The organism is Elusimicrobiota bacterium (assembly GCA_041660925.1).
GTDB lineage: Bacteria > Elusimicrobiota > Elusimicrobia > UBA1565 > UBA1565 > JBAZUV01.
This window is the reverse complement of the sequence record JBAZVI010000001.1, coordinates 304,939-330,180: the sequence shown is the minus strand read 5'-3', so window position 1 is coordinate 330,180 and position 25,242 is coordinate 304,939. Positions and strand designations below refer to the sequence as shown.

23 protein-coding genes are annotated in these 25,242 nt (G+C 69.6%); 15 read left to right on the top strand and 8 right to left on the bottom strand.

Annotated features, from left to right (window positions below; all coding sequences use genetic code 11):
• Positions 1 to 28: 28 nt before the first annotated feature.
• Genes cydB through WC969_01340 form a run of 3 tightly spaced genes read right to left on the bottom strand, consistent with a single transcriptional unit; the run spans position 29 to position 2,839 of the window.
• Positions 29 to 1,045, bottom strand: a complete 1,017-nt coding sequence (gene cydB / locus WC969_01350; protein MFA6028476.1) for a cytochrome d ubiquinol oxidase subunit II — start codon at positions 1,043 to 1,045, stop codon at positions 29 to 31.
• Positions 1,046 to 1,047: 2 nt separating this feature from the next.
• Positions 1,048 to 2,367, bottom strand: coding sequence for a cytochrome ubiquinol oxidase subunit I (locus tag WC969_01345; protein ID MFA6028475.1), 1,320 nt, complete (start codon positions 2,365 to 2,367; stop codon positions 1,048 to 1,050).
• A 19-nt stretch (positions 2,368 to 2,386) separates the two neighbouring features.
• Positions 2,387 to 2,839: a hypothetical protein gene (locus WC969_01340; protein ID MFA6028474.1), complete on the bottom strand. Its 453-nt coding sequence runs from the start codon at positions 2,837 to 2,839 to the stop codon at positions 2,387 to 2,389.
• Between the two features lie 82 nt (positions 2,840 to 2,921).
• Between WC969_01340 and WC969_01335 the strand changes: the two genes are divergently transcribed.
• Entirely contained in the window at positions 2,922 to 3,557 is a 636-nt protein-coding gene (locus WC969_01335; protein MFA6028473.1) for a sulfite exporter TauE/SafE family protein, read from the top strand.
• A 15-nt stretch (positions 3,558 to 3,572) separates the two neighbouring features.
• Complete coding sequence (gpmI, locus tag WC969_01330) at positions 3,573 to 5,195, top strand: 2,3-bisphosphoglycerate-independent phosphoglycerate mutase (GenBank protein ID MFA6028472.1); 1,623 nt, start codon at positions 3,573 to 3,575, stop codon at positions 5,193 to 5,195.
• Here gpmI and WC969_01325 read toward each other — a convergent pair.
• Positions 5,192 to 5,563 (bottom strand): VOC family protein, encoded by a 372-nt coding sequence (locus WC969_01325; protein ID MFA6028471.1) that lies wholly within the window; start codon positions 5,561 to 5,563, stop codon positions 5,192 to 5,194. The two genes, gpmI and WC969_01325, sit on opposite strands and share 4 nt — an antisense overlap.
• A gap of 38 nt (positions 5,564 to 5,601) precedes the next feature.
• On the opposite strand from WC969_01325, the gene WC969_01320 reads away from it, so the two are divergent.
• Positions 5,602 to 6,306, top strand: a complete 705-nt coding sequence (locus tag WC969_01320; GenBank protein MFA6028470.1) for an RNA methyltransferase — start codon at positions 5,602 to 5,604, stop codon at positions 6,304 to 6,306.
• A gap of 64 nt (positions 6,307 to 6,370) precedes the next feature.
• Here the strand turns inward: WC969_01320 and WC969_01315 are convergent, their stop codons facing one another.
• Positions 6,371 to 7,636 carry a nucleoside transporter C-terminal domain-containing protein gene (locus WC969_01315; protein MFA6028469.1) on the bottom strand — a complete coding sequence of 422 codons (1,266 nt, stop codon included), beginning with the start codon at positions 7,634 to 7,636 and terminating at the stop codon, positions 6,371 to 6,373.
• 83 nt (positions 7,637 to 7,719) lie between these two features.
• Between WC969_01315 and WC969_01310 the strand changes: the two genes are divergently transcribed.
• The 8 genes from WC969_01310 to WC969_01275 all read left to right on the top strand — a co-directional run bounded on the left by WC969_01310 (position 7,720) and on the right by WC969_01275 (position 17,729).
• Positions 7,720 to 7,860, top strand: coding sequence for a hypothetical protein (locus WC969_01310; GenBank protein MFA6028468.1), 141 nt, complete (start codon positions 7,720 to 7,722; stop codon positions 7,858 to 7,860).
• Positions 7,857 to 9,263: a radical SAM protein gene (locus tag WC969_01305; GenBank protein MFA6028467.1), complete on the top strand. Its 1,407-nt coding sequence runs from the start codon at positions 7,857 to 7,859 to the stop codon at positions 9,261 to 9,263. The genes WC969_01310 and WC969_01305 overlap by 4 nt, the downstream gene beginning before the upstream one ends.
• Positions 9,264 to 9,345: 82 nt before the next feature.
• Positions 9,346 to 10,956 (top strand): hypothetical protein, encoded by a 1,611-nt coding sequence (locus WC969_01300; GenBank protein MFA6028466.1) that lies wholly within the window; start codon positions 9,346 to 9,348, stop codon positions 10,954 to 10,956.
• A 4-nt stretch (positions 10,957 to 10,960) separates the two neighbouring features.
• Complete coding sequence (locus tag WC969_01295) at positions 10,961 to 13,198, top strand: protein kinase (protein MFA6028465.1); 2,238 nt, start codon at positions 10,961 to 10,963, stop codon at positions 13,196 to 13,198.
• A gap of 1 nt (position 13,199) precedes the next feature.
• Positions 13,200 to 14,876 carry a Na/Pi cotransporter family protein gene (locus WC969_01290; GenBank protein MFA6028464.1) on the top strand — a complete coding sequence of 559 codons (1,677 nt, stop codon included), beginning with the start codon at positions 13,200 to 13,202 and terminating at the stop codon, positions 14,874 to 14,876.
• Positions 14,877 to 14,914: 38 nt separating this feature from the next.
• On the top strand, positions 14,915 to 16,042 hold the full coding sequence (locus tag WC969_01285) for a peptidoglycan recognition family protein (protein ID MFA6028463.1): 1,128 nt from the start codon (positions 14,915 to 14,917) through the stop codon (positions 16,040 to 16,042).
• Positions 16,043 to 16,278: 236 nt separating this feature from the next.
• On the top strand, positions 16,279 to 17,100 hold the full coding sequence (locus WC969_01280) for a hypothetical protein (GenBank protein ID MFA6028462.1): 822 nt from the start codon (positions 16,279 to 16,281) through the stop codon (positions 17,098 to 17,100).
• A 170-nt stretch (positions 17,101 to 17,270) separates the two neighbouring features.
• Positions 17,271 to 17,729 carry a hypothetical protein gene (locus WC969_01275; GenBank protein MFA6028461.1) on the top strand — a complete coding sequence of 153 codons (459 nt, stop codon included), beginning with the start codon at positions 17,271 to 17,273 and terminating at the stop codon, positions 17,727 to 17,729.
• Here WC969_01275 and WC969_01270 read toward each other — a convergent pair.
• Genes WC969_01270 through WC969_01260 form a run of 3 tightly spaced genes read right to left on the bottom strand, consistent with a single transcriptional unit; the run spans position 17,645 to position 20,149 of the window.
• Complete coding sequence (locus tag WC969_01270; GenBank protein MFA6028460.1) at positions 17,645 to 18,715, bottom strand: glycosyltransferase; 1,071 nt, start codon at positions 18,713 to 18,715, stop codon at positions 17,645 to 17,647. The genes WC969_01275 and WC969_01270 overlap by 85 nt on opposite strands.
• Before the next feature lie 4 nt (positions 18,716 to 18,719).
• On the bottom strand, positions 18,720 to 19,397 hold the full coding sequence (locus tag WC969_01265; protein MFA6028459.1) for an ATP-binding cassette domain-containing protein: 678 nt from the start codon (positions 19,395 to 19,397) through the stop codon (positions 18,720 to 18,722).
• Positions 19,394 to 20,149, bottom strand: a complete 756-nt coding sequence (locus WC969_01260) for an ABC transporter permease (protein MFA6028458.1) — start codon at positions 20,147 to 20,149, stop codon at positions 19,394 to 19,396. The genes WC969_01265 and WC969_01260 overlap by 4 nt, the downstream gene beginning before the upstream one ends.
• A gap of 217 nt (positions 20,150 to 20,366) precedes the next feature.
• Here WC969_01260 and WC969_01255 point away from each other — a divergent pair, with 217 nt between their 5' ends.
• The 4 genes from WC969_01255 (at position 20,367) to WC969_01240 (ending at position 25,230) form a co-directional block, all read left to right on the top strand.
• Positions 20,367 to 21,428 carry a trypsin-like peptidase domain-containing protein gene (locus tag WC969_01255; protein MFA6028457.1) on the top strand — a complete coding sequence of 354 codons (1,062 nt, stop codon included), beginning with the start codon at positions 20,367 to 20,369 and terminating at the stop codon, positions 21,426 to 21,428.
• A 108-nt stretch (positions 21,429 to 21,536) separates the two neighbouring features.
• Entirely contained in the window at positions 21,537 to 22,940 is a 1,404-nt protein-coding gene (locus tag WC969_01250) for a hypothetical protein (GenBank protein MFA6028456.1), read from the top strand.
• Between the two features lie 144 nt (positions 22,941 to 23,084).
• On the top strand, positions 23,085 to 23,756 hold the full coding sequence (locus WC969_01245; GenBank protein MFA6028455.1) for a transglutaminase-like cysteine peptidase: 672 nt from the start codon (positions 23,085 to 23,087) through the stop codon (positions 23,754 to 23,756).
• 130 nt (positions 23,757 to 23,886) lie between these two features.
• Entirely contained in the window at positions 23,887 to 25,230 is a 1,344-nt protein-coding gene (locus WC969_01240; protein ID MFA6028454.1) for a hypothetical protein, read from the top strand.
• Positions 25,231 to 25,242 lie beyond the last annotated feature (12 nt).

The following is a 25,242-nucleotide window of genomic DNA, read 5'->3' as shown; positions in this document are numbered from 1 at the left end:
CCCGAGGGGAGGGCGCCGGACTCTTTTCTCAGTAGCTCGTCGGGCCGAGGCGGACGGGGCCCTTGAAGACCCGATAGACCAGCGTCTGGTAGGCGATCACCAGCGGCATGCCCGTCAGCGCGATGACGAGCATGATCTTGAGCGTCTTCGGCGAGGAGCAGGCGTTGTAGATCGTGAGCCCGTTCTCCGGAAGGGGGTTCGAGGGCACGAGCGCCGGGTAGAGGGACCCGCCGAAGAAGGCCGCGGTCAGGGCGATGGCGGCGCACGAGGAGACGAACGCGCGGCCCTCGCGTCCGGCCGCGAGCGAGCGCCGGACGAAGAGCACGGCGAGGATGGCGCCGACCGGCGCGGCCAGCAGGAGCGGACGCGCGCGCAGCGCCTCGGAGAACCGCGGGACCACGAAGAGCCCCGAGCCCAGCGTCAGCGCGTAGAGCACGCCGAATGCGGCGTAGGCCGTCTTCGCCCAGGCCCGGACCCGCTCGAGGAGTGTCCCCTCGACCTTGAGGCCGAGGTAGAGCGCCCCGTGCAGGGCGAAGAGGGCGACGGTCGTCAGGCCCATGAGCAGCGACCAGGGGTTCAGGAGGCCGAGGAAGCTCCCCGCGAACTCTCCGTCGGGTCCGATGGGCACTCCGCGCAGGATGTTCCCGAGCGCGACGCCCAGCAGGAGGGCGGCGAGCGCCGAGGAGATGGAGAAGGCGGCGTCCCAGCCGGCGCGCCAGCCGGCGCCGGGGAGCTTGCCGCGGAACTCGAGCGACATCGCGCGCAGGATGAGCGCGAGCAGGACGAGCATCAGCGCGGTGTAGAAGCCCGAGAAGACCGTCGCGTACACGTTCGGGAAGGCGGCGAAGAGGGCTCCCCCGCCGGTGAGCAGCCAGACCTCGTTGCCGTCCCAGACGGGTCCGATCGCGTTCATGAGCGTGCGCCGCTCCTCGTCGCCGCGCGCGAGGAGGTGCAGCGTCCCCACGCCGAGGTCGAAGCCGTCGAGGAGGGCGTAGCCGGCGAGCAGGACGACGACGAGGGCGAACCAGACGGTGTTGAGGTCCATGCTCACGCTCCCTCCGGGCCGTGCTGGATCTTCTCCCACAGTACCCGCAGGAAGAGCGCGAACATCAGCGAGTAGAGCACCGCGAACATGAGGAGGGAGAAGAGGATCTGTCCCCCGGAGACGACCTTCGAGAGGCCGTCCGAAGTCTTCAGAAGCCCGTAGACGATCCAGGGCTGGCGGCCGACCTCGGCCGAGACCCAGCCCGCCTGGTTGGCGAGCTGCGGGAGCAGGAACGCGGGGACGAGGGCCATGAGGAGCGGGCGATGGGTCCACAGCGTCCCGCGCCGCCAGAAGAAGACGCCGGCGGCGGCGAGAGCGAGCATCAGCATCCCGAGCCCGACCATCAGATGGTAGCTCTGGAAGACCGCCTGCACCGGAGGGCGCAGTTCGGCCGGGAACTCCCGCAGGCCGGTCACGCCCTTGCGCGGGTCGAAGTGCACCAGCGCGCTGAGCATCCCCGGGAGGGGGAGGCCGAGGACGCGCTCGTTCTTCTCGTCCACCCAGCCGAAGGCGTAGAGCGGCGCCCAGGTCCGGGTCTCGTAGAGGCCTTCGAAGGCGGCGAGCTTCGCCGGCTGGTTCTTCGTCACGCCCACGGCGCTTCCGTGGCCGGAGCCGAGCTGGAAGAGCCCCGCGAAGAGCGCGAAGGCGAGGCCGAGCTTGAGCGAGGCCTTCGCGAAGTCCTCGTGGCGCCTGCCCAGCAGGTAGTAGGCGCCCAGGCTCACGGGCATGAAGGCGCCGGCCAGCCAGGCTCCGCCGACCGCGTGGGTGTAGCGCGCGACGCTGGAGGGGTTGAACACCATCTGCGCGAAGCTCGTGATCTCGGCGCGGGCCTTGAGTCCCTCGCCGACGACCTGGAAGCCGGCCGGGGTCTGCTGCCAGGAGTTCGCGACGATGATCCAGAGGGCGCTGAGGTGGGCGCCGAAGGCCACGAGGCAGATGGAGAGGAAGTAGAAGCGCGGGCTCACGCGCTCGCGGCCGAAGAGCACGACGCCGAGGAAGGTCGATTCCAGGAAGAAGGAGAAGACGCCCTCGGCGGCCAGCGGACTGCCGAACACGTCGCCCACGAAGCGGGAGTAGCTCGCCCAGTTCGTGCCGAACTCGAACTCCATCACGATGCCGGTGGCGACGCCGGCGGCGAAGGTCAGGGCGAAGACCCGCGTCCAGAACTCGGACATGCGCCGGTAGAGGGGGTCGCCGGTGCGCAGGTGAGCCCCTTCCATGAGGACGAGCAGGAGGCCCAGGCCGATGCTCATGGGAGGGTAGATGTAGTGGAACATCACCGTGAGCGCGAACTGCGCGCGCGCGAGGAGTTCGACGTTCATGAGGTCCTCCAGGGAGAGACTACGGGGCCGGCGGCGGATCGACGGGGGCCGGCTCAGGCGCCGCGACGGGCTCGGGAGCGAAGCGCATCTCGATGCGGCACTTGAGCACGCAGCCGCAGAGCTCGCTGCTGCCGGCGCCGATGGACTGGGCGCAGGTCGCGGAGAGCTCCGTCACCGGGAGGCGGGCGTTCGCGGACTCGTCGACCTTCTTCTCGACGCTGAAGACGCCGGAGCCGCAGCGGCCCGGGCATTCGACGCGGAAATCGCAGCCGTCGTCGGCGGAGTACACGCGGTCTTCTTCCCCGAGCAGCTGGCCCCTGTCGGTGGCGAAGGAGAAATGGATGGAGAGCTTCTCGACCGAGGGGAACCGGTCCTGGAGGCGGCTCTGATGGGGATCGCGTCCCCGCATCACCTTGAGTTCGTTCTTGTTGGGTCCCGGGGTCCGTTTGCGCTTGCGGAAGAAGTTGGCCATGGACGCATCATAGCAATTTCGGCGCTTCAGGGCTGGAAGCGGGGCCGCCCCGAAGCGCCGAATATATTAATCTAACCCCATCATGAGGACCCTCTGCGCCGAGGCCTTCGCGCTCGGCCTCTCCACCGGTCCCTACTGCCTCAGCGCCTGCGCCCCGCTCCTCTTCCCCTATCTGCTGGGAGGGGGCCAGGAGGGGTGGAAGCGGCAGCTCGCCGCGCTCGCCGAGTTCCTCGGCGGCCGCCTCGCGGCCTATCTCCTCTTCGGAGCGGCGGCGGGAGCGCTGGGCGCGGCCGCGCTCCAGCGCCTGCCCGCGGCACTCGTCGGAGGCGCGATCCTGGCCTCGGGCCTGCTGCTCCTCGCCGTCTTCGCCGTGGAGACCTTCCCGCAGGCCTCTCTCTGCGCCTGGGCGCTGCGCCGGCCGGTCCTTCGCCGCGCGCCCTTCCTGCTCGGCTTCGCGGTCGGCATCAACCTCTGTCCGCCCTTCGTCGCCGGCTTCCTGCGCGCCGCCGGGAGCGGAGGGGCCGGGAGCGGGGCGCTCTACTTCCTCTCCTTCTTCGCGGGGACGAGCCTTTTCCTCCTTCCCTTCGTCGCCGCGGTGCCGATGTCGGCGGTCGAGCGCCTGCGCGCCGTCGGACGCCTCGCCTGCGGGCTGAGCGGTCTTTGGCTCTGCGGACAAGGACTGTTCGTCCTCCTCAAATCCTATAATCTCTTCCGTTAGCGCACAGGAGGCGTCATGGCGGAGTTCAAGCTCAAGCGTTTGAAGGGCTATGTCGAGTACCCCGGTCCGCTCGTCTTCGTCATCATGGACGGCATGGGACTCGGGAAGCCGGACGCCGCCAACGCCCTGCACGTCGCCCATCTCCCGACGCTGAACGCGCTCCTGAAGGAGCCGCTCTTCACGAAGCTCCAGGCCCACGGCAAGGCCGTCGGCCTGCCCAGCGACGAGGACATGGGCAACTCCGAGGTCGGGCACAACGCGCTCGGCTGCGGCCGCGTCTTCGCCCAGGGCGCGAAGCTCGTCAACGAGGCCATCGCGACCGGGCACATCTTCGCGGGCAAGGCCTGGAGCGAGGTCCTGGCGAAGGCGAAGGCGGGCGGGACCGCCCACTTCATCGGCATGGTCTCCGACGGCAACGTGCACAGCCACATCGAGCAGCTCTACGCCCTGCTCGAACGCTGCGCCAAAGACGGGGTCCGCCGCGTCCGCGTGCACGCCCTGCTCGACGGCCGCGACGTCGGAGAGAGATCCGCGCTCGACTACCTCGGCCCGCTCGAAGGTCGGCTCAAGGACCTCTCGAAGGACGGCCGCGACTACCGCATCGCCTCCGGCGGCGGGCGCATGGTCACGACGATGGACCGCTACAACGCCAACTGGAGCGTCGTCGAGCGCGGCTGGAAGGCGCACGTCCTCGGCGAGGGCCGGGCGTTCGCGTCGGCCTCCGAGGCCGTGAAGGCCTGCTACGCCGAGGACCCGAAGATCACCGACCAGTACATGGACAGCTTCGTCGTGGCGGAGGGCGGGAAGCCCGTGGGAGCGATCCAGGACGGCGACGCCGTGGTCTTCTTCAACTTCCGCGGCGACCGGGCCATCGAGATCTCGCGGGCCTTCGAGGAACCCGGCTTCAAGGAGTTCGAGCGCCAGCGCGTCCCCAAGGTCTTCTTCGCGGGCATGATGCAGTACGACGGCGACGCGGGGATCCCGAGGAGCTATCTCGTCGAGCCGCCGGCCATCGACCGCACGCTCGGGCAGTACCTCTGCGGCATGGGCGTGCGCTCGCTCGCGACCTCCGAGACGCAGAAGTTCGGCCACGTCACCTATTTCTGGAACGGCAACAACTCCGGATACATCGACGAGGGCCTCGAGAAGTACGTCGAGGTGACCTCCGACCGCATCCAGTTCGACCTCAAGCCCTGGATGAAGGCCGCCGAGATCAGCGAGGTCGTCGAGGAGGCCGTGCGCGCGGGCGACCGCAAGTTCCTCCGCATGAACTACGCCAACGGCGACATGGTCGGTCACACCGGGGCCGAGGCCGCCGTGCGCGTCGCCGTGGAGTCCGTGGACCTGCAGCTTTCGCGGCTCACCTCCGCCGTCGCCGCGAAGAAGGGCGTGCTCGTCGTCACCGCCGACCACGGGAACGCCGACGTCATGTTCACCGAGAAGAACGGGAAGCGTACGCCGATGGTGGCGCACACGCTCAATCCGGTCCCCTTCATCGTGAAGGACTACTCGGGCGCCAACGCCTGGAAGCTCGCCCCCGTGAAGACGGCCGGGCTGAGCAACGTCGCCGCGACCCTCTGCGTCCTGCTCGGGTTCGAGCCGCCCGAGGGCTACGACCCGACGCTGCTTTCTCTCTAGCGCTTGGCGGGAAGGACCTCGAGCCAGTAGCCGTCGGGGTCCTCGATGAAGTAGATGCCCATCCTCGGGTTCTCGAAGCAGATGCAGCCCATCCCCTCGTGCAGGGCGTGGGCGGCCGCGTAGTCCTCCGCGCGGAAGGCGAGATGGAACTCGTTGTCGCCTAAGTCGTACTTCTCCTTGCGCTCGCGCAGCCAGGTCAGCTCGAGGGAGTGCTTCGAGACCCCGTCGCCCAGGTAGACGATGATGAAGCTGCCGTCCGGGGCGTCGATGCGCCGGGTTTCCTTGAGACCGAGCGCCTCCTCGTAGAAGGCCATGCTCTTCTTCAGGTCCAGCACGTTGAAGTTGTTGTGCGCGAAGACGAAGGGCATGTCTCCTCCTTTCCTGCGACGCATGATATCATAGCCCCGTGAAGCCGTCCTCCCTGCGCGTCGTCCTGGTCGGGCCCGAGAACCCGCTCAATGTGGGCTTCGTGGCCCGCGCGATGCGCTGCTTCGGGGTCGCCGACCTGACGGTGGCCGCCTCGGACTGGGGGGGGATGCCGGTCGAGGCCTATAAAACCGGCGGCTGCGTGCCGGAGATCCTCGACGGCGCGCGCTTCGTTCCGACCCTGGAGGAGGCCCTGCGCGGCTGCGAGGGTGCGGTCGCCTTCAGCCGCCGGCCCAGCACGCTGCGCCGCTCGGAGTTCACGCTGCCCGCCGTCCCCGCGCCTCTGCGCCGTACGCGCGGAACGCTCGCCCTCGTCTTCGGCCGCGAGTCCGCCGGCCTCTCGCGCGAGGAGTCCGCGCTCTGCCCCTGGCTCGCCCGCATCCCCTGCCACAAGAACCTCAGTCTCAACCTCGGGCAGGCCGTCGCCGTCGCCCTCTTCGGGATGAACGCGCCGGAAGGCGGAGTGTCGCGGCCTCCGCGCGCGGGCGTCTCGCTCGACCGGATGCTCTCCCTCTGGGACTTCGTCGCGCCGCGCATGAGCGGCGCCCGCTTCACGGCGGAGCGGCTGCAGCGCACGCGCCAGATGTTCTACCGCCTGAGCCTCGACGACGACGACTTCGACATGCTCTTCTCGGTGCTGCGCGCCGTTGCCGGCGCGCAGCCTTCGCGTCGGATCCGGGAATAACGAGACTCCCCCGAAAAACCGCGGCCGCCCCATGCGAGCGGGGCGGCCGCGGCTTTCCGGGGCGCTACGGAACGAGGATGCCGACGATGCTCGCCGTCAGGAAGCAGGCGAGCGAGCCGGCGATGAGCGCCTTCACGCCGAGGCGCGCCAGGTCCGGCCGGCGCCCCGGCGCGAGCGCGCCGATGCCGCCGATCTGGATGGCGATCGAGAGGATGTTCGAGAAGCCGCAGAGCGCGTAGACGCCGATGACGTAGGAGCGGTAGGCGATCTGGTCGGCGACGTGCGCCGCCGCGTACTGCGACATGTGCAGGTAGGCGACGAATTCGTTGAGGATGGTCTTCTCGCCCATGAGGGTGCCGATGATCGGGCAGTCCTTCCACGGCACGCCCATGATCCAGGCGACGGGCGAGAGGAGCCAGCCCATGAGCATCTCGAGCCCGATCTCGGGATGGCCGAAGAGGGCGCAGCCGCGGTGGAGGCCCCAGTTGACCATCGCCAAAAGCGACATGAAGGCCACGAGCATCGCGCCGACGTTGAGCGCGAGCTGCATGCCCGTGCTCGCGCCGCCGGCGGCGGCCTCGATGACGTTCGCGCTCGTGTCGCGGTACTCGAGCTTGAGCGTGCCGAGCGTCTTGGGCTGGCCGGTCTCCGGGAGCATGAGCTTCGCGATGACGATCGCTGCCGGGGCCGACATGACGCTCGCGGCGAGCAGGTGCCCGGCCACGTCGGGGAAGTAGGGCTGGAGCATGCTGACGTAGGCCACCATGACGCCCGCGGCGATGGTCGCCATCCCGCCGACCATGACGCAGAAGAGCTCGGATTCGGTCATCTCCTCGATGTAGGGCCGCACGAGGAGCGGGGCCTCGGTCTGCCCGACGAAGATGTTCGCGGAGGCGCAGAGGGTCTCCGCGCCGGAGGTCTTGCAGGTGTACTGCATGATGCGCCCGAAGAAGAGGACGACCTTCTGCATGACGCCCAGGTAGTAGAGCACCGACATCAGGGAGGAGAGGAAGACGATGGTGGTGAGCACCTGGAAGGCGAAGTAGAAGCCCAGCGAGCCCTCGCGGCCGGGCGGCAGCGCGAGGCTGCCGAACACGAACTTCGCGCCCTCCTCCTGGAAGCTCAGGAGCTTGAGCACGACGAGGTTCATGGCGTCGAAGACCCAGCGGCCGGGAGGGGTCTTGAGGATGAGGAGCGCGAAGATGAACTGCAGGGCGGTGCCCCAGAGCACGGTGCGCCAGTTCACGGCGCCCTTGTTCTTGCTCAGCAGCCAGGCGACGCCGAGGATGACCGCGGTCCCGAAGACGCTCATCAGCTGGTACGAGTTCATCGTGCTCTCCCCATGTGTCCGGTGTGCCGCGATTATATCAAGGAACGCGCGCGCGGGGGCCGCCTTTCAGTATCATGACGACGATGGACGACGCTCAGGACGCTCTGCACGCGGCCGGCCGCCTCGGCCGCGGCCTGGAGGCGGCGATGGCGCCGGCTCCGCTGCGCCGGAGTTCTCGGGACAACGGCGTCGGGCTCTTCGACGCCCCGGAGCGCGCGCCGTGAGGGTCGCCCTCGTCCTCTGTCCTCAGTGGGACCTCCGCTTCGCGCCCCTCGCGCCGGCCCTCCTCACCGCGGCGCTCAAGGAGCGCGGCCACGAAGCGGAGTTCTTCGATCTCAACCAGGAGATGACCCTGCTCGCCCGCGCCGCGGGCGACCCGGATTTCGAGCAGGCCCCCACCTTCGAATCCCGCTGGAGCGACCCCGCCTTCGTGCACGAGCGCGTCCTCCCCGGCTACCGGGAGTCCCTCGAGGCGGCCGCGGCGCGTCTGCTCGCGGGGGGGACCCGCGTCGTCGGCTTCTCCGTCTTCTTCTCCAACCGCGTGTTGAGCCTGGAACTGGCGGCGATGCTCAAGCGGCGGGAGCCCGGCGTCCGGGTCGTCTTCGGCGGGCCCTCGTGCGTCCGACTCGAAGAGGCCGCGTCCTGCCTGCGGACCGGCTTCGTGGACGCCGTCTTCCTGGGCGAGGCCGACCGGAGCTTCCCCGACTTCGTGGACGCTCTCGCGCGGACGGGGAAGCCGGAGGGGGCGCTCGGGGTGCTGCTGGCCGGCGAGTCCGCCCGCTGGGCGCCGGGCGGGGAAAGCGTCGCGGACCTTGACGCCCTGCCCTTCGCCGACTTCTCCGGCCATCGGCTCGGCCGCTACGACGGACGGACGATCCATCTGAGCCGCGGCTGCATCAACCGCTGCGCCTTCTGCGTCACGGGGCGCGGAGAAGGCTACCGCTGCCGCTCCGGCGCGCGCGTCGCCGAGGAGCTCGAGGGGCTCCTCGCGGGCGGGGGCGGCGCGACCTTCTTCTTCTGCGACTCCATCCTCAACGGCTCCCTGCGCGAGCTCGAGGCCTTCCGCGCCGGGGTCCGCGGGCGGCGCCTCGAGCCGCTCTGGGGGGGCTACGCCGCGGCGCGTCGGGAGATGACGCCGGAGCTCCTCTCCGGTCTGCGTGAGGCGGGCTGCCGCTTCCTCCTTTACGGCGTGGAGAGCGGCTCGGCGAAGGTCCTGCGCGAGATGGGCAAGCCCGCGGCCCCCGAGCTCAACGCCCGCGTGCTGCGCGACACCGCGGCGGCCGGCATCCAGAGCGTCGTCACGCTCATGGTCGGCTTCCCGAGCGAGACCGAGGAGGACTTCGGAGAGACCCTCTCCTTCGTGCGGGCCAACGCGCGGAGCATCGGCATGCTCGCCCCCTCGCTCTTCGCCGTCGACGAGCTCGTCGATCGCGGGGGAGACTGGGGCCTCGTCCCCGGGGGGGACTTCGTGCGCTGGAGCACGCGCGACGGCCGCAACGCCTTCGAGACGCGCGTGAGCCGCCTCGAGCGCCTCTTCGCCGCCGCGGCGGCTTGCGGCGTGCGCATCGACTTCGAGGCGCGCGTCGGCGCCGCGGGGATGCAGTCCCTCTTCGAACGCGGGCTCTGAATCCCGGCGGGGATATCGTATAATCGCGGAAATCACGGGATTTTCCGGGCGCGCCGCCCGGAGCTCCGGAGGAAGGCACGCCATGGAAAAACAGCAGAACGCGCCGACGAAATACGAGTGGTTCATCCTCGGCGACATCAACGGCTTCTTCGGCCTGATGTTCGACAACATGACGGTCCTCTCCTTCCTCGCGGGCATCCTCATCTTCGTCTTCAAGTACCCCGCGGACATCGTCTACCAGCGCATGTTCCCCGGCACCGCCTTCGGCGTGCTCTTCGGCGACCTCGTCTACACCTGGATGGCTTTCCGCCTCGCCAAGCGCACGAACAACCCCACCGTGACCGCCATGCCGCTGGGACTCGACACGCCCTCGACGATCGGCATCGCGCTCGCCGTGCTCGGCCCCTGCTTCCTCGCGATGAAGGCGCAGGGGATGCCCGAACGCGACGCCGCGATGATGACCTGGTACGTCGGCATGGCCACGATGGTGCTCATCGGCTGCGTGAAGCTCGTCTTCTCCTTCATCGGGCAGTGGGTGCAGAAGGTCGTCCCGCAGGCCGGCCTCCTCGGCTCGCTGGCGGGCATCGGCCTGGCCCTCATCGGCTTCATCCCGATCGTGGAGATCTTCGGCATGCCCATCGTCGGACTCATCGCGCTCGGTCTCGTCCTTTACACGCTCGTCGCGGGCATCCGCCTGCCGAAGAACGTCCCGGGCGTCCTCGCCGCGGTGGCCATCGGCACGGTCCTCTACTACATCCTCGGCCCGATGGGGCTCACCGGCGGGACCTACGCGCCGCCCTCCTTCGAGCTGCACTTCGGCTTCCCGCGCCCCTCGCTCGACTTCCTGCACGGCATGCGGGAGGCGCTCAAGTACCTGCCCATCGCGGTGCCCTTCGGCATCCTCACGGTCGTCGGCGGCATCAACGTGACGGAGAGTGCGCGCGTGGCGGGCGACGACTTCAACACCCGCGACATCCTGCTCACCGAAGCCGTGGCCACGCTCCTGGCCGGCGTCTGCGGCGGCGTCGCGCAGTCGACGCCCTACATCGGGCAGCCCGCCTATAAGCAGATGGGCAGCCGCGCCGGGTACACCCTGCTCACCGGGCTCTTCATCGGCCTTGGGGGCATCCTGGGCTACGTGGGCTTCATCGTCGAGCTCATCCCGCGGGCGGTCATCGCGCCCATCCTCATCTTCGTGGCCCTCGACATCATGTGCCAGGCGTTCCTCGCCTGCCCGCTCAAGCACGCGCCGGCCGTCGCCTTCGCGTACTTCCCGACCGTGGCTCGCCTGCTGCAGATCAAGCTCTCCAACCCCGAGTTCGTCCCGATGGAGCGCTTCGCGGCCCTGATGACGACGCCGGGGAAGGGCCTGCCCGAGATGCTCGTCACGGTGGCGCTGGGCAACGGCTTCATCCTGACCGCGATGCTCTGGGGGGCGTTCATCGCCAAGCTCATCGACCGGGAGCTCAAGGCGGCGTCGGCCTACCTGTCGATCTGCGCGGTGCTGACCTTCTTCGGCATCATCCACTCGGCCGTTCCGGACGGGAACATGTACCTGCCCTGGACGCTGACCGGGGTCGCGCAGCAGGTCCCCTACCAGTTCACGGCCGGCTACGTCGCGCTGGCGGTGATGTTCTTCGCGCTCTCCTATACGAAGGAGAGCCGCGAGGTCGCCTCCGCCCACGGGCACTGATCCTTTGCTGAGGGAAGTCCTCGTCCTATCCGCGCTGCTCTGCGCGGCTCCGGCGCTCTCCCGCGCGGCCGGCGCCGAGGCGAGCGGCGACGCCCCCATGCAGCAGACCGGGCCGCGGCAGGCGACGAGCCCCGCGGGGGCCGCGGGTTCGTCATCGCAGGCCGAGGATCCCTCGCGCCGCGAGGAGACCGGGCGCGAGCTGCAGGACTACGCCGGGAACCGCGACCCGTACTCCCTGAACCGCGCCATGCCGGACCTCGTGCGCTACGCGCAGTCCCCCGACGGACGCCGCTTCCTCTCCGAACTCTTCAGCGGGATGGGGACCAAGTGGTCGCGGACCGGCGGGAAGGGCAGCCCGGAGGAGGCCGTGCTCTCCGAGATGGCGCGCTATGCGCCCGAGGACGGCGCGGTCTGGCGCATGCTGGCCGAGCAGCGCGGGAGGGGCTCCGACGCCGCGGCGACGATCGCGGCCGCCGACAACGCCCTCCGCTTCGGCGGCCCCGACGCCAAGGTCTTCGAGGTCCGCGCGCAGGCGGACTACAAGCTCGGCGACTACGATTCGGCCTGGCGGGACGCGCGCGCCTCGCTGAAGCTCGATCCGCGCGACCAGTCGGCCTTCGCCGTCATGAAGCTGGCCGAGGGCCGGCTGCAGCTCGGGCCGGCGCCCGCACCGGCCGCGTCCTCCTCCGAAGGGGAGCCGGCGCTCTCCGCCGCATCCGGCGGGGGCGCGGCCCCGGCCGCGGCCTCTCCCGGGCGCGACACCCTCGCCCAGTCCGCCGTCCTCACGCGCGAGGCGGTCTCCGCGCTCGCCCTCGGCGACGCGGCCTCGGCCCTGCGCAAGGCGGACGCCGCGCTCGCGCTCGACTCCGGCAACGCCCAGGCCATGAACCTGCGCGCCACCGCCGAGGTGCGCCTCGCGCGCTACAAGGAAGCCGCCGCCGACGCGACCCGCGCGCTGGACCTCGCCCCCGGCAACGCGGCCGCGCTGACCACCCGCGCCTGGGCGCAGGGGCGGCTGGGGGACTACGCCCGCGCCCTCGTCGACGCGAGCGCCGCCGTCGAGGCGGCCCCGGCGGATCCCGCGGCCCGCTTCGCCCGGGCCTTCAGCCTCGCCGGCTTCGGCCGCAACTCGGAGATGCTCGACGAGCTGCGCACGGCCGCGGCTCTCCATCCCGCCTTCATGCCCGTCTACGAGCGCGCCGTGCGCGCTCCCGCGGGGAGCGACGCCATGCTCCTCTTCACCGGGCTCGAGCCCGGCCGCTCCGCCCCCGCGCCGCGCCGAGGCGGGCGTTCGATGCTCGTCATCGTCCTCGCCGCGATCGTCGGGGGCTTCCTCGTCGCCCTCGGCCTGCTCCAGAACCTCGCCGGCCTGCGCGAGCGCTTCACCCGCCGTCTGGGCGCGCGCGTCTCGGCGGTCCCGGAGGGGGGCGGAGGGTTCTGGAAGCGCTTCACGAAGGTGCGCGAAGCGGGCTCCGGCGGGATGGGGGTCGTCTACGAGGCCGTCGACCTGGCCATGCGGCGCAAGGTCGCCGTCAAGCGCATGCGCGAGGAGCTGCGCTCCGACCCGCGCGAGCGCCGCCGCTTCCTCGAGGAGGCGCGCGCCGCCGGAGCGCTGCGCCACCCGAACGTCGTCGCCGTCCACGGCGTCGAGGAGGAAGGCGACGACCTCTACATGGTCTGCGAGTTCGTCGAAGGCCCTTCGCTCGAGAAGCGCCTCAAGGAGCGCGGGCCCCTCGCCGAGGCCGAAGCCCTGCGCCTGGCCCTGCAGGTCTGCTCGGCGCTCGAGGCCGCGCACGCCCTGCGGGTCGTCCACGGCGACATCAAGCCCTCCAACATCCTCCTCGAGCCCGACGGCACCGCCAAGGTGGCCGACTTCGGCCTCGCCCGCCGCCTCGACGCCGCGCGGCGCACCGTGCAGGGCGCCTCCTGGGGCAGCCCGGCCTACATGGCGCCCGAGCAGGAGGAGGGGCGGACGCTGCCGGAGTCCGACCTCTATTCGCTCGGCGCCCTGCTCTACGAGGCCCTCACCGGGAAGCCGCCTTTCGAGGGAACGCCCTCGTCGGTGCTTCTGCGCAAGCGCGAGGGCCGCTATGAGCCGGCCGGGCGCGGAGCGGCGCTCTCGAGCGCGACCGAGGCGCTCATCGCGAAGGCGCTCGAGCCGGATCCGGAGCGCCGCTGGCGCTCCGCGCGCGAACTTTCGGCGGCCCTCGAGGCCGCGATCCAGTCGTCCAAGGGGAGCTGACATGGGCTGGGAGAAAGTGCTCTGCTTCGTCGGCGGCGGGCTCGCCGTCTTCGTCTATGGGATGACGCTCGCCAGCGACGCGTTCCAGAAGGTCGCCGGCCGGCGCCTGCGCATCATCCTCGAGCTGCTGACCGCCAACCGCCTCATGGGCATCGGCGCCGGCGTCGCGCTGACGATGGCGACGCAGTCGAGCAGCGCGACGACCGTGATGCTCGTGAGTCTCGCGAACTCCGGGCTCCTCCAGCTCGGGCAGACCCTCGGCGTGCTCCTCGGCGCCGACATCGGCACGACGGTCACCGTGCAGATCCTCGCCTTCCACATCTCCGACTACGCCCTCCTCATGATCGCCGCGGGCGTCGGGGTCCTCCTGCTCAGCCGCTACGAGCGGCCCAAGGCCCTCGGCCAGGTCTTCATGGGCTTCGGCTTCATCTTCTTCGGCATGTCGCTCATGCAGAGCGGCATGGCTCCGCTGCAGCAGAGCGACTGGTTCCGCTCCCAGATCCTCGCTCTCGCCGAGCATCCGCTGCGCGCCTTCCTCATCTCGACCCTTTTCACGGGGATGATCCACTCCAGCGCCGCCACGATGGCCGTCGCGATGACCCTGGCTTCCCAGGGGCTGCTCGGGGACACCCCGGAGGAGATGATGCGCGTGGCCCTTCCCGTCGTCCTCGGCGCGAACGTGGGGACCTGCGCGACCGCGCTCATGGCCGGCATCGGCACCAACGTCGAGGCGCGGCGCGTGGCGGTCGCCCATCTCCTCATCAAGACCTTCGGAGCGCTCCTCTTCTTCCCGCTCGCCGGACCCTTCTCGGCGCTCGTGCACGACCTCTCCATGCGCATGTCGCCCGACGCGAGCGCCATGCGGCTCCTCGCGAACATGCACACCGCCTTCAACATCGCCATCACGCTCATCTTCGTCGGATTCACGGGGCCCCTGGCGCGGCTCATCCTCTGGCTCGTGCCCCAGCGCAAGGATGACGACGCGCGGCGCGTGGACCTGCTGCCGCTGGAGATCGTGGACTCCGAGGAACTCGCCCTGCGCTCGGCGAAGACGGCTCTCGAACGTCTCGCGGGGACGGTGCTCCAGATGTTCCGCGACAGCATCCGCGTCATCGAGAAGGACGACCTGCGCCTGCTCGAGGACGTGCGTCGGGCCGACGAGAAGGTCGACGACGCCCAGCGCCAGATCTCCAAGTACCTCATCGGCCTGCTGCGCCGCCGCGAGCTCAGCGAGAAGGACGAGAGGCAGTGCAAGAAGCTCTTCATCATCGCCAGCGAGCTCGAGAAGATCGGGAACATCCTGCGCAACTCGCTGATGAACGCCGCCTACCAGAAGATCAGCCGCGACATCGAGTACTCCATCGAGGGGCAGAAGGAGTTCGAGCGCATGCTCGACACCTGCGAGAAGATGCTCCAGGAGGTCGTGGAGATGATCGGCGACGGCGAGGAGGAGACGGAGCGCGCCGCCCGCATCCTGGCCCTTCGCCGCGACGTCCTCGAACAGCAGCGCCTCCTGCAGGGCGCGCACATCCGGCGCCTGCGCAAGGGCCTGCGCGACAGCGGGCAGAGCAGCTGGTGCTTCCTCGAGATGATCAGCATCCTCGACGCCTTCAGCTACCGCCTCGCCTCGGTCATGCAGGCCCAGCTGGGCACCGACGTCGTCGACCAGCCGTATTGAGGCTTGCGCTCCCGTCGGGCGGTGTTATAATGGGAAAGATGACGAGCGCTCTTTTCGTCCTGCTGCTCCTCGCCCTCCCGGCGCGCGCCGGGGACCTCGGCTCCGACGTGCTCTTCGGCGGTCGGGGCGCCCTCGAGATCCCCGTCCGGCCCGGACCCGCCTCGGTGACGCCGGTCTATGAGAGCGGCGAGAGCGCGTTCCTCGCCGAGCCCTTCGACGCGGTCCTCTTCCAAGGCGTCTCCCCGGCCTCCGGCCTTCGCCGCGGGGACCCCGCTGGACCCCGCGGCACTGGCCGAGAGGAGAAAGACCGCGGCCTGCGCTTCGAGCTGCGCCGGCGCGTGCGCGGGAGCTGGGAGGCCTGGCGGCCGGCCGAGCTCCACCTGTATCCCGGGGGACGCTTCTGGGGCAAGGTCCGCTTCGAGACCGCCGCCGCCGGGAGCGTCGCCCTGCGCGCGTTCAGCGGGCCCACCGGGACCGGGGGCACCGTGGAGGTCTACGCGCTCGAGTCTTTCGATACCTCCCTGACGGAGGGCGAGCCCAAGCCCCAGGAGGTCCCGGCCGCCGTCCCCTCCCCGAGCGTCGTGCCGCCCGCGGTGCACGGCCGCGCCGAGTGGGGGGCGAAGCCGCCCAAGGAGCCGCCGACGGCCCATGAGCCCGTCGCCTTCACCCAGCACCACACCGACGGCAACCGCACGGAGACGCTCGAGGATTCGCTGCGCGAGGTCCGCTTCATCCAGGAGTACCATCAGAACGGCCGCGGCTGGAACGACATCGGCTACCACTATCTCGTGGACGCGGCCGGGCGCGTCTTCCAGGGCCGACCCGAGGGCGTCGTCGGCTCTCACGTCGCGAACCACAACACCGGCAACGTCGGGATCTCGCTTCTGGGCTCCTATCATCCGCCGAAGAGCCACGAGTTCACGGCCGCTCAGAAGGACGCGATCCGCCGCATCGGGGTCTGGCTGCGCGACGGCCATGGAGTCTCCCCCGACTCCTACAAGGGGCATCGGGACTACAACCCGCAGACGGACTGCCCCGGCGACGGCGTCTATCCGCTCATGAGCGCGATCCGGGAGTCCATCCGAGCCTCCCCGCCCGCGACCGACGTCCCGCCCTCCCAGCTTCGCCGCTTCCTGCGCGAGCCGCTCCCGCCGAGGTTTGATTAGATCAGGGTTCGTTCTTCCTTACTGCCCTCCCCTTTCGGGGGAGGTTGGGTGGGGGAGAGTATGGGGAAAGGGAGCCTTTACGGTTTCAGGAGTACATGAACTATATGGGACTGAAACGCTCCAACAATTAGTTCAATAAGGTGAGTGCCAGACACCGTAACCGGAGGAAGCTCCCGATGATGGGGGAAGACTCATGATGATGGCCATTATGCTTCCTACAGGAGTGAGGTCTCTGGATGGGTTCTAAAATGTCCGACCGGCTCCTGGATCTGTATCTGCGGTACCGCGTGGCCCTCCCGCTGGCCTCGTTCCTCATCTACCTCAACACCACCCAAATCGTCCTGGGCCGGATCGGATTCAAATCGCTGTACTGCGGCTTGTCCTTCGTGGCGCTCATGGAGATCATGTACGCCTACGACGCCCGGTTCAGGAACAAAGAGGACGTCATCAACCTGCCTGAGGGCAGGGCGGTCTCTCACGGCGTCCGGTCTCTGCTGCTGGCGGCGGCGCTGCCTGTGGCGCTGCTGCTTTCGGCGGGTTTCTGGCCGCTTCTCCTCTACGCCACGCTCGCGATAGCCGTCTACAGCGACCCGCACATCCTCCCGCGGCAGTTCAAGAGCATCCCCGGACTCAAGATGCTGGTGAACATGCTGAATTTCTGGACCGTCGGGATCCTTGCGCCGATGCTCTTCATCCACGAACTGTCGTTCGGGCTGGTCGGTTCCGCCCTGCGCGTCTCCGTCCCGTTCCTGGTCCTGCTTTTCAGTCTCAACGTCCTCATCGACATCCGAGACGCGGTCGGAGACCGGGCCGCGGGAGTCTGGACGTTCCCGGCGGCCATCGGCGTGCCGGCCTCGGCGGGGCTGATCGTCCTCCTGTTCCTGGGATGCGGGACCGTCGCGGTCGTGCGGGGGGATGTCGGCGGAGCGGGCTTTGCCTTCGGCCTGGCCGCTCTTTCGTCCGCGGCCGTGAAGCCGCGGAGCAGGCTCTACTACGAGTGGGTGCTGGCGTTCACCAACGTCTATCTCGCCGGCCTACTGGTCTTCAGGTTCCGCTGAACGGGCCCGCCGATCCCCGCCGGGAACCGGACTCTCCTGCGTGTCCTGGCGGCTATCCTACATGAAAGCGGTCGCGTCATCCGGCGGCACCCGGCGCCGTCTCTGATATAGAATACGCTCGGCGCGAGAAGGGGTCCCATCGGCGGCGCCGCCAAGAGAGGCTTGAGTCCATGAAGCGGATCGCCCGGCTGTTGTTCGTCGTGTCCTTCGCGTGCGTCGCCGCCCATCCGGCCGCGGCCAAAAGGGTGAAGCCCAGCGTGGCTCCCGCGGAAGTGATGACGGCTTTGAAGAAACTGTATCCGAAAGCGAAGGTCCGCCATTGCCTCCGCAAAGAGCGGGACGGGAAGACGGTCTTCGAGATCGAGACCAGGGACGGGAAGGTCCTCCGCGGCTTGGTGCTCTCCGAGGCCGGCGAGGTCCTGGAGAAGAAGGAACGCATCGCGCTGAAGGAACTGCCGGCGGCCGTGAAGCTCTCCGCTCAGACGAAATACCCCCAGGCCGACATCGTGTCGGCGAAACGGGTCACGAAAGGAGCCGCGGTCGTTTACGAGCTGGAGCTGCGGATGGGGAGCGAGAAGGAATCGATCGTCGTCGACGGCAGCGGCGAGGAGCAGCTCCTCCGGCCATAGCGCCCCGCCGCCAGCCCGGCGAAGAGGCCGGCGGCGTAGCTCAGATGCGCCAGCGGGTGGAGCAGAAAGAGCCAGGCGAGACCTTGTCCGCCCTCGAAGCGGCGCAGGGATAGAGCGGCGGCGTTGACCGCCGCGGAGAAGACGTAGACCGCGGCAAGCGGAAAAAAGAGGAAGGGCCGCGCGCAGAGGCCGAATAACCCCAAAAGAGGAAGGAGCGGCGCCAGGTGCAGAAGGCGCAGCGAGGACGGCAGCTTGAGCGACATCTGCGCCCGTCCCTGGCCGGACAGGAAGCATTGGCGGCAGAACGCTCCCACCGTCGAGCGTCGTTCATGGTGGACGTAGAGCTCCGGCGCATGCAGGGCGCGCCGCCCGACGCGCGCGAGCCGCTCGAGGAGCAGGTTCTCCTCGTTGCGCACGAGTTCGGGGTCGAAGGGCGGGCGCTCCCCGGCCAGCGCCTCGCGCCGGATGGCGAGGTTGCAGAGGATCAAGCCGCTCTCATCCGTCCACGTATCGGCGGGGAAGCCCCCGAAGCGCCGGCTCATGGGGCCGGCGCACAGCCTGGAGCTCAGAAGGCGGCCGACACAGCGCTCGAACGGCGGGCTTTGCGGCGGCGTGAGGTTGGGCCCTCCGATCACGGCCGCTTCGGGGTAGCGGAGGATCTTCTCGCCGAGGACCGAGAAGTAGTCCTGCGGCACCGTCACGTCGTCGTCTAAAAAGCACAGCCAGCCGCCCTGGGCTCGGGCCACGGCGGCGTTTCGCGCATCCCCGAGCGACCGCGGCGCCCCGGAGAGGACTTTCAGCCCCCGGAGTCGTCCCAGGTAGGGGGTCGCCGCCGCGGCGCAGGCCTCTTCGTTCCCGTTGAGGAGGAGCAGGCATTCGAAATCCTGCGGCAGCCGGGCTTCGACCAGACTCTCCAGGCAGCGGCTGAGCGAGCGCGGACGCGAGGCCAGGATGATGACGGAGAGGGAGGAAGCGCCGGAGCTCACAGGTTCATGACGGCGCTCCGCGCCCCTGCTCCAGGTGCAGCGTCCGACGGCAGAGGCGCCGCAGCAGCTCCTGGTCGTGCGAGGCGATGAGGAGGGTCTTTCCCTGCCCGCGCAGGTCGTGGAAGGCCCGAGCGCACTTGGCCTGGAACGCGGCGTCGCCGACCGCGAGCGTCTCGTCGATGAGCATGATGTCCAGGTCCGCGTGGAGGGCCGTCGAGAACGCGACGCGCGCGGTCTGCCCGGTCGAAAGCTCCGCGAGGCGCAGCTCCGCGCGCTCCGCGAGCCCGGAGAAATCGAGGATGGCGTCCCTTCGGCGCAGGAGCTCGCGGCGCCGCAGTCCCATGAGGATGCCGCAGATCTCGATGTTGTCCAGGACGCTCAGCTCCGGCTGAAGGCCGTGGGTCAGGCTCAGAAAGGCGTTGGTGCGGCCTCCGACCTCGACGCGTCCGCTGGTCGGCGCGAGGATTCCCGCGATCAAAGAGAGCAAAGTGCTCTTGCCCGCCCCGTTGGGGCCGCTGATGCCGAAGCATTCGCCGGGCTCGACCTCGAAGGACAGCTCGCGCAGCGCCCAGGTCTCGACCCCGTCCCCGAGCCCCCTCAAGCGGCCCAGGAGCGTGTCCCGGCGCGGGAGCACGTGCCGGAAGCGCTTGCTGAGCCTTTCCGCGCGGACGGCGCTCTTCACAGCTTCTCCACGAGGCCGCGGCTCATCCTCGGGAACAGCACGGCCGCCGAGACGCAGAGCGCGAGCGCGACCGCGCCCGCCGGCAGCAGGCCCGCCAGAGCCGGCGAGGGGTGGGCGAAGATCAGGGCGCGGCTCGCGGCGAGCACCGCGGCGAGCGGGTTGGCGGAGAGGAGCAGCCGGCCGGTCCCGCTCACGATCCCGGCGGCATAGAAGACCGGGGTCAGGAAGAACAGGCCGTAGAGCGCGATCGACCACGCGCGTTCGAGGTCCCGCAGGTGGACCGCGGCGACCGCGAGGAAGCAGGACAGGCCTGCGACGAGCGCCGTCTCGACCAGGATGACGGCCGGCAGGAGGAGCCAGCCGGCGTTGGGCTCGAGGCCCATCGCAAGGAGCCCCGTCATGAGCACCGGCCATTCCAGGAGGTGGGAGATCAGCACGGAGAACACCGCGGAGAGCACGATGAGGATGCGGGGAAAGTTGAAATGGCCGAGCAGGCCCGCCTTGCGCCGCAGGCTCGTGAGCCCCGCGGTCGTCGCGACCGAGAAGAAATTCCACTGGACGATCCCGATGAGGAGGTAGGCGGCGTAGTGCTCCACCTGGGGCGCCATCATGCGGGTGAACACCCCGTACAGGATCAGGAAGATGAACAGCGGATGCAGGAGCGTCCAGAGGAAGCCCCCGAAGGTCCCCTGGTCGCGCATGCGGAACTCCGTGCGCGTCAGCATCCAGAAGAGGTCCCAGTGGTAGGCCATCTTCAGATTCTACCTCATCGGCTCGGCCTGGGAACCGCGTTCCGGGAGGGCAGGACCCGTCCTCGCGCCGAGCGCCGCGGGCCCGCGCGTTGGGCCGAGGACCTAGATTTTCGAAGGGTCTTCTCCCGCGCGGTCGTTCCCCTGCCGGCCCCTCTTGGTGAGGGTCCTCCGTTGCTATCGTCGGGTCGGCTCTCGCAGCGCCCGAGGTGTTTCTGAGATGAAAAGCGACCGGAGTGCGTTGATCCTGGCGACGGCGGCTCTTCTCGGCTGCTTCCGCGTGAACGCCGCGGCGGAGGAGCTCCTCGCCGCGCTCGGGGCCGTCGGCGTCCCGGCCTTCCAGGCGCAGGAGTTCTCCCGCCCGACCCTCAACAACAACGTCGTCCCGATGACTCCGACCGAGCTCGTCATCCAGCAGGTGGCGGGTTCCGTGGTCAAGGTCCAGGCGGGGGGCAGCATCGGTTCCGGCTTCATCTTCCTTCCCGAGGGGATCGTCGCCACCAACGCGCACGTGGTGGGGGACCTCGAGGCGGGGGCGCCCGTCCGCCTCACGCTCGCCGACGGCGCCCGCGTCGAGGGCCGGCTCCTGGCGGCGGGCTCCGGGGAGCGGCTGGACGTCGCCTTCATCCGCCTGCCTCCGCGGAAGTCCGGCTGGAAGTCCCTTCCGCTCATGCACACCTCGCAGGTGCGCCTGGGCATCGAAGTCCTGGCCGTGGGCCATCCCTTCGGTCTGCCGCAGACCGTCAGCCGCGGGATCGTCAGCGGCATCGACCGGGCGGAGGAGTATTACACCTGCCTGCAGACCGACGCGGCCATCAACGGCGGCAACTCGGGAGGGCCCCTCATCGCCCTCGACGGCAGCGTGGTCGGGATGAACACGAAGGTCGTCCCTCCCGCGAAGGGCTCCGGCGTCGCCTTCGCCATCTCGGCCGACGACATCGTCCGGGCCTGGGAGCAGTACGGCCGGACCGGGAGCCTGACCTCGGTCTGGCTCGGGCTCTCGCTCTCCCTCGACGAGCAGGGGCGTCTGGTCGCGGAGCAGGTCTTCCCCGGCGGGCCGGCCAGAAAGGCGGGTCTCCGGCCCGAGGACGTCCTCGTGAAGTTCGACGGCGAGCCGATCGAGGACCCCGAGGCGTTCTTCGCGGCCGTCCACCAGCGCATGCCCGGGGACATCGTCGCCCTCACCGTGCTCCGCCAGGGCAAGGAGGTCGCGCTCTACGTGGTCCTCGAGGAGGAGCAGGCGGTCCGCAGTCAGCGCATCGCCGGAGCCGAAGGCCTCTGATGCGGGAGCGGCTCCCGCGGCGGGCTCGACTTGCATGAGCCGTCCGTCCCCATCTAGAATAGCGTCCATCTTGAGCTCTCCCCTCGGCGCTCCCGGCGCGCTCCCGCGATGACCGCGGAAGAACAGCCCGACAGCCCGGAGGCCCTGCAGGCGGCCGAGGAAGAGCGGCTCCTGCGCCTGCGCCGCGCGGGCCTGGAACAGCTCCAGGAAGTGCATGGGCGCATCTCCGAAGCCCGCAGGCACCTCGAGCAGGCCGTCGACCAGACCCCCGTGGGCGCCGTGCATGCGGAGATCCAGCGCGTGCTGCAGGAGATGCTGCGCGCGAAGACGGAGTTCGAGAAGAAGCGGGCGGTGTTCCACGAGCGGTACCTCAAGGTCTCTCCGGAGGGCTCGGAGTTCCGCGGACACCTCGCGCTCCTCGAGCTCCAATACGAGGACCGCGTCCGGATCGCCGAGACGGGGCTGCAGCTCCTCCTGGATTCCATCAGCACCCACTACCGTCTTTCCCGCGGGCGCATCGAGGATTTCTGCGTGCGTGCGGCGGAGTCCCTGGGGACGCGCGTCTATCCCGTGCACGCGGATTTCCGAGAGGTCGTGCAGCGCGACGCCCGCACCTACGAAGGCTTCAAGAGCGCGCTTGCGGCGCTGCGCGCGGACAAGGACGCCGTCCTGGAGCATCATCGGCGCGAGACCGTGCAGGTCCAGGAACTCGCGCGCTACACCTCGCGCATGTTCTCCACGGAGCGGGACAAGGCGGCCCGGGAGCTCCAGGAGCGCGAGCGCAGCGAACAGTCCCTGCGCGCGCACGTCGAGAAGCTCGAGTCCTGGCTCAAGGCCGCCGAAGACGAGCGCGCTCAGGCCCTGGAGCGGTCGAAAGGGCTGCAGACGGAATGCGGGCGTCTGCGTGAACAGACGGTCTTCCAGGAGAAGCATCTGCAGGACCTGCTGAAAGCCGCGCAGCGCCCGGCGCGCGGAACGGACCTGGAGGGGGCCTCCTCCCGGACGGCGGACGAGCTCGCGCGCCTGCAGGGGGAGGAGAAGACTTTCGAGGCGGAGCGCGCGGCGCTCCGGGCCGCGCTCGAGAAGTCCGAAGCCGACCTGCGCCGAGCGCAGGAGCAGCGGGACGAGGCGAAGCGGACGGCACCGGAGGCGGCGCTGCTGCCCCGCATGGAGCTGCTCGAACGCCGCCTGCACGAGGCGGAAGCCGCGCGCGACCTTGCGACGCAAAAGGTCCAGGAGCTCTCCCGGACCTTGTCGTCGTCGGAGCATGAACGCGGCGAGAAGCTCGCGGAGTGCGCGGGGAGCTGGGCCGCCGAGAAGGCCCGGCTGCTCGAGCAGGTCGGCGAGCAGGACGCGCTCCTGTGGGGCCTGCGCGAGAAGCTCGCGCGCGAGACGCAGGAATGGGAGAAGACGATGGTCGCGCAGGACAAGCTGCGTCTCGAGGAGATCTTCCGGCTCCGCGCCCAGGTCCAGCAGTCGACGGCGCCGGGCAAGGGCGGCCCGAATCCCTGAAGAGGGTCGTTCGGCCGCCGCTCGCCGCGGTCCGCTCGTGCGTCGCCGCCCATCCGTCCGCGGGGTTTCCGGCACCGCAAGCCCAAAGTCCCCGTGGGCCCTTCGCTTCTATCCCGTCGTGCCCCGTCCGGACATACTCTCTGCATGCTGCGAGCTTTCGCTCTTCTTGCCCTGCTCTGCGTCCGGGCGGAGTCCGCCGTGCCGTCGTTCGAAGCCCTCGGCCTCCGCGGCGCCGCGGCGATCGTCGCCGGCGGAGACATCCGGAGTCCCGAGGTCCCGCCCGTCCCGCCGTCCGCGCAGGCCTCTCCCATGCTTTGGGGCGCGCGGGAGCTGCTTCAGCCGACGCCCGTCTCCGGGCTCGTCCGCTGGCAGGATATGCTCGAGCGCCACCGCGCCGGCCGCTCGAGCCGATGGCGGACGGTCTTCGAGGACCTGCGCGGACGGCCGGAGAAGGAGCAGATGGAGCTGGTCCATTCCCGCTGGAACCAGGTGCCCTACAAGCCGGACTCGAGGGACAACGGCTGGGCCACGCCCGAGGAGTTCATGCGGGATGGAGGCGACTGCGAGGAGTACGCCGTCGCGAAATACTTCTCTTTGAGGGAGCTTGGCTGGTCCTCCGAGCGCCTGCGCATCCTCGTGGTGCACCATCATCTCCTGGGGCTCAAGCATGCGGTGCTCCTCGTCCGGCTGGAGGGCTCGGCGTGGATCCTGGACAACCTGTCTTGGAGCGTCTATCGGACGGAGGAGAACGTCTTCTACACGCCGCTGTTCTCCTTCAACGAGGACGCCTGGTGGGGCTACAAGACGCTCCGCTGACCTCTCATCCGCCGAGGCCCGCCCTCCGGCGCGGGCCGAGGACCTAGAATCCGAAGGGTCTTCTTCCGCGCGTCCGCTCCCCCGGCGGACCCTTCCGGGGAGGGCGCCTCCGAGGGTATCGTGTCCGTATATGACGAACGATCGACGACGGGTGATTCTGGCGGCGGCTCTCCTCTCCTTCTGCGGCGTCGCAGCGAGGGCGGAGGGGCTCGTCGATTTCGATCAAGGGGTCGTCTTGGAGGCTCCCAGGCTGCTCCTCCAGGGGGAGCGGCTCGCGGCCGCGGAGCCGCCCGCCCCGGTCCAGGGGGCCGGGGCGTTCGTCGAGCGCGGCCGCGTCGCACGGGTCTGGCCCGAGATCGTGTTTGCGCGCGGAGCGGATTACGCCGAGTTCGCCTACACCATGAGCCAGAACCGCGACGTCGTGCGCAAGATGATGCTCCAGGAGTTCGGCGAGCTCCTGATCCCCATGGCCGGCGCCAACGCGGACGTCAACGAGCTGGCCAAGACCATCCTGCAGGCCATCCTCATCTTCGACGGCATGCACGCGGTGCACAAGGAGCAGGCCCTGCAGGGGCTCGAGGTCTCCTTCGAGCACACCCTGCGCGCGGAACTGGACCGGCTCTTCACGGCCCACCGGCTGAGCGACGGACGGCGACGCGTCGAATTCCTCTCGCGCGGCTCCGCGGTCTTCGCGGCCGTCAAGAGCCGTTCCACCGACGAGCAGTCCGCGCGGAGCGCTCTCGAGAACGTCGACATCCTGCTCTACGGCTCGTACACTCTGCTCGGCGGCGACCAGATCCAGGCCACGCTGACGGTGGAGAAGCTGGCCGGCGGGCAGAGCCGCAGCTTCGTCGCCGCCGGCGCCGTCGGCGAGGTCATGGCGGACCTGGCGCGCCAGCTCTTCGACTTCTTCCAGGCCAACGAGTACCGCGACTGGTTCGATCCTCAGCCGGGGCTGGAATGGATCCCGGCCGCTCCGGGGCAGCCCCGGACCACCGCGGCCGCGGCCAAGCTGTATTGCGGCGGCCAGGGGGCCCGCCTGCCTTACGCGCGCGAGCTGATCCTCGCCAGCCAGGGCGGGCAGTACCGTCCGGGGGGGATCCCGCCGCTGGAGGCCGACGGGGTCTATCTCGTGGCCGACAAGCAGCGCTACGACGAACAGCATTACTTCTTCACCGGCGATTCCGGGGACGCCACGGGCGGCCCGATCCGGACCTCGGCGGGCTACGGCGTCCTCCATGCCTCGTACTGGTGCGTCCGCGGGAAAGTCTCGAAGGAGGTCTCCTTCTACGAGAACCTCTATCGCATCCGCCGAAAGGCGGGCGACGGGGAGACCGTCCGGGCGGTCGAGTGCCTGCTCGAGAAGCTGGAGGATTTCGGCGCCCACCCCTGGGAGTGCGGCGGAGCTTTCTCTTCCGCGGAGAAGGCGGCGCAGGCGCTCGCGGCCAAGGGGCATCGCATCCGTCTGCCCTGAGCGCGCGGCTCG

Bases quoted from the DNA above. Each gene is read 5' to 3' on its own strand.
- cydB (MFA6028476.1), bottom strand. From the start codon at position 1,045: ATGGACCTCAACACCGTCTGGTTCGCCCTCGTCGTCGTCCTGCTCGCC.
- WC969_01345 (MFA6028475.1), bottom strand. From the start codon at position 2,367: ATGAACGTCGAACTCCTCGCGCGCGCGCAGTTCGCGCTCACGGTGATG.
- WC969_01340 (MFA6028474.1), bottom strand. From the start codon at position 2,839: ATGGCCAACTTCTTCCGCAAGCGCAAACGGACCCCGGGACCCAACAAG.
- WC969_01335 (MFA6028473.1), top strand. From the start codon at position 2,922: ATGAGGACCCTCTGCGCCGAGGCCTTCGCGCTCGGCCTCTCCACCGGT.
- gpmI (MFA6028472.1), top strand. From the start codon at position 3,573: ATGGCGGAGTTCAAGCTCAAGCGTTTGAAGGGCTATGTCGAGTACCCC.
- WC969_01325 (MFA6028471.1), bottom strand. From the start codon at position 5,563: ATGCCCTTCGTCTTCGCGCACAACAACTTCAACGTGCTGGACCTGAAG.
- WC969_01315 (MFA6028469.1), bottom strand. From the start codon at position 7,636: ATGAACTCGTACCAGCTGATGAGCGTCTTCGGGACCGCGGTCATCCTC.
- WC969_01310 (MFA6028468.1), top strand. From the start codon at position 7,720: ATGGACGACGCTCAGGACGCTCTGCACGCGGCCGGCCGCCTCGGCCGC.
- WC969_01300 (MFA6028466.1), top strand. From the start codon at position 9,346: ATGGAAAAACAGCAGAACGCGCCGACGAAATACGAGTGGTTCATCCTC.
- WC969_01290 (MFA6028464.1), top strand. From the start codon at position 13,200: ATGGGCTGGGAGAAAGTGCTCTGCTTCGTCGGCGGCGGGCTCGCCGTC.
- WC969_01285 (MFA6028463.1), top strand. From the start codon at position 14,915: ATGACGAGCGCTCTTTTCGTCCTGCTGCTCCTCGCCCTCCCGGCGCGC.
- WC969_01280 (MFA6028462.1), top strand. From the start codon at position 16,279: ATGGGTTCTAAAATGTCCGACCGGCTCCTGGATCTGTATCTGCGGTAC.
- WC969_01275 (MFA6028461.1), top strand. From the start codon at position 17,271: ATGAAGCGGATCGCCCGGCTGTTGTTCGTCGTGTCCTTCGCGTGCGTC.
- WC969_01260 (MFA6028458.1), bottom strand. From the start codon at position 20,149: ATGGCCTACCACTGGGACCTCTTCTGGATGCTGACGCGCACGGAGTTC.
- WC969_01255 (MFA6028457.1), top strand. From the start codon at position 20,367: ATGAAAAGCGACCGGAGTGCGTTGATCCTGGCGACGGCGGCTCTTCTC.
- WC969_01250 (MFA6028456.1), top strand. From the start codon at position 21,537: ATGACCGCGGAAGAACAGCCCGACAGCCCGGAGGCCCTGCAGGCGGCC.
- WC969_01245 (MFA6028455.1), top strand. From the start codon at position 23,085: ATGCTGCGAGCTTTCGCTCTTCTTGCCCTGCTCTGCGTCCGGGCGGAG.
- WC969_01240 (MFA6028454.1), top strand. From the start codon at position 23,887: ATGACGAACGATCGACGACGGGTGATTCTGGCGGCGGCTCTCCTCTCC.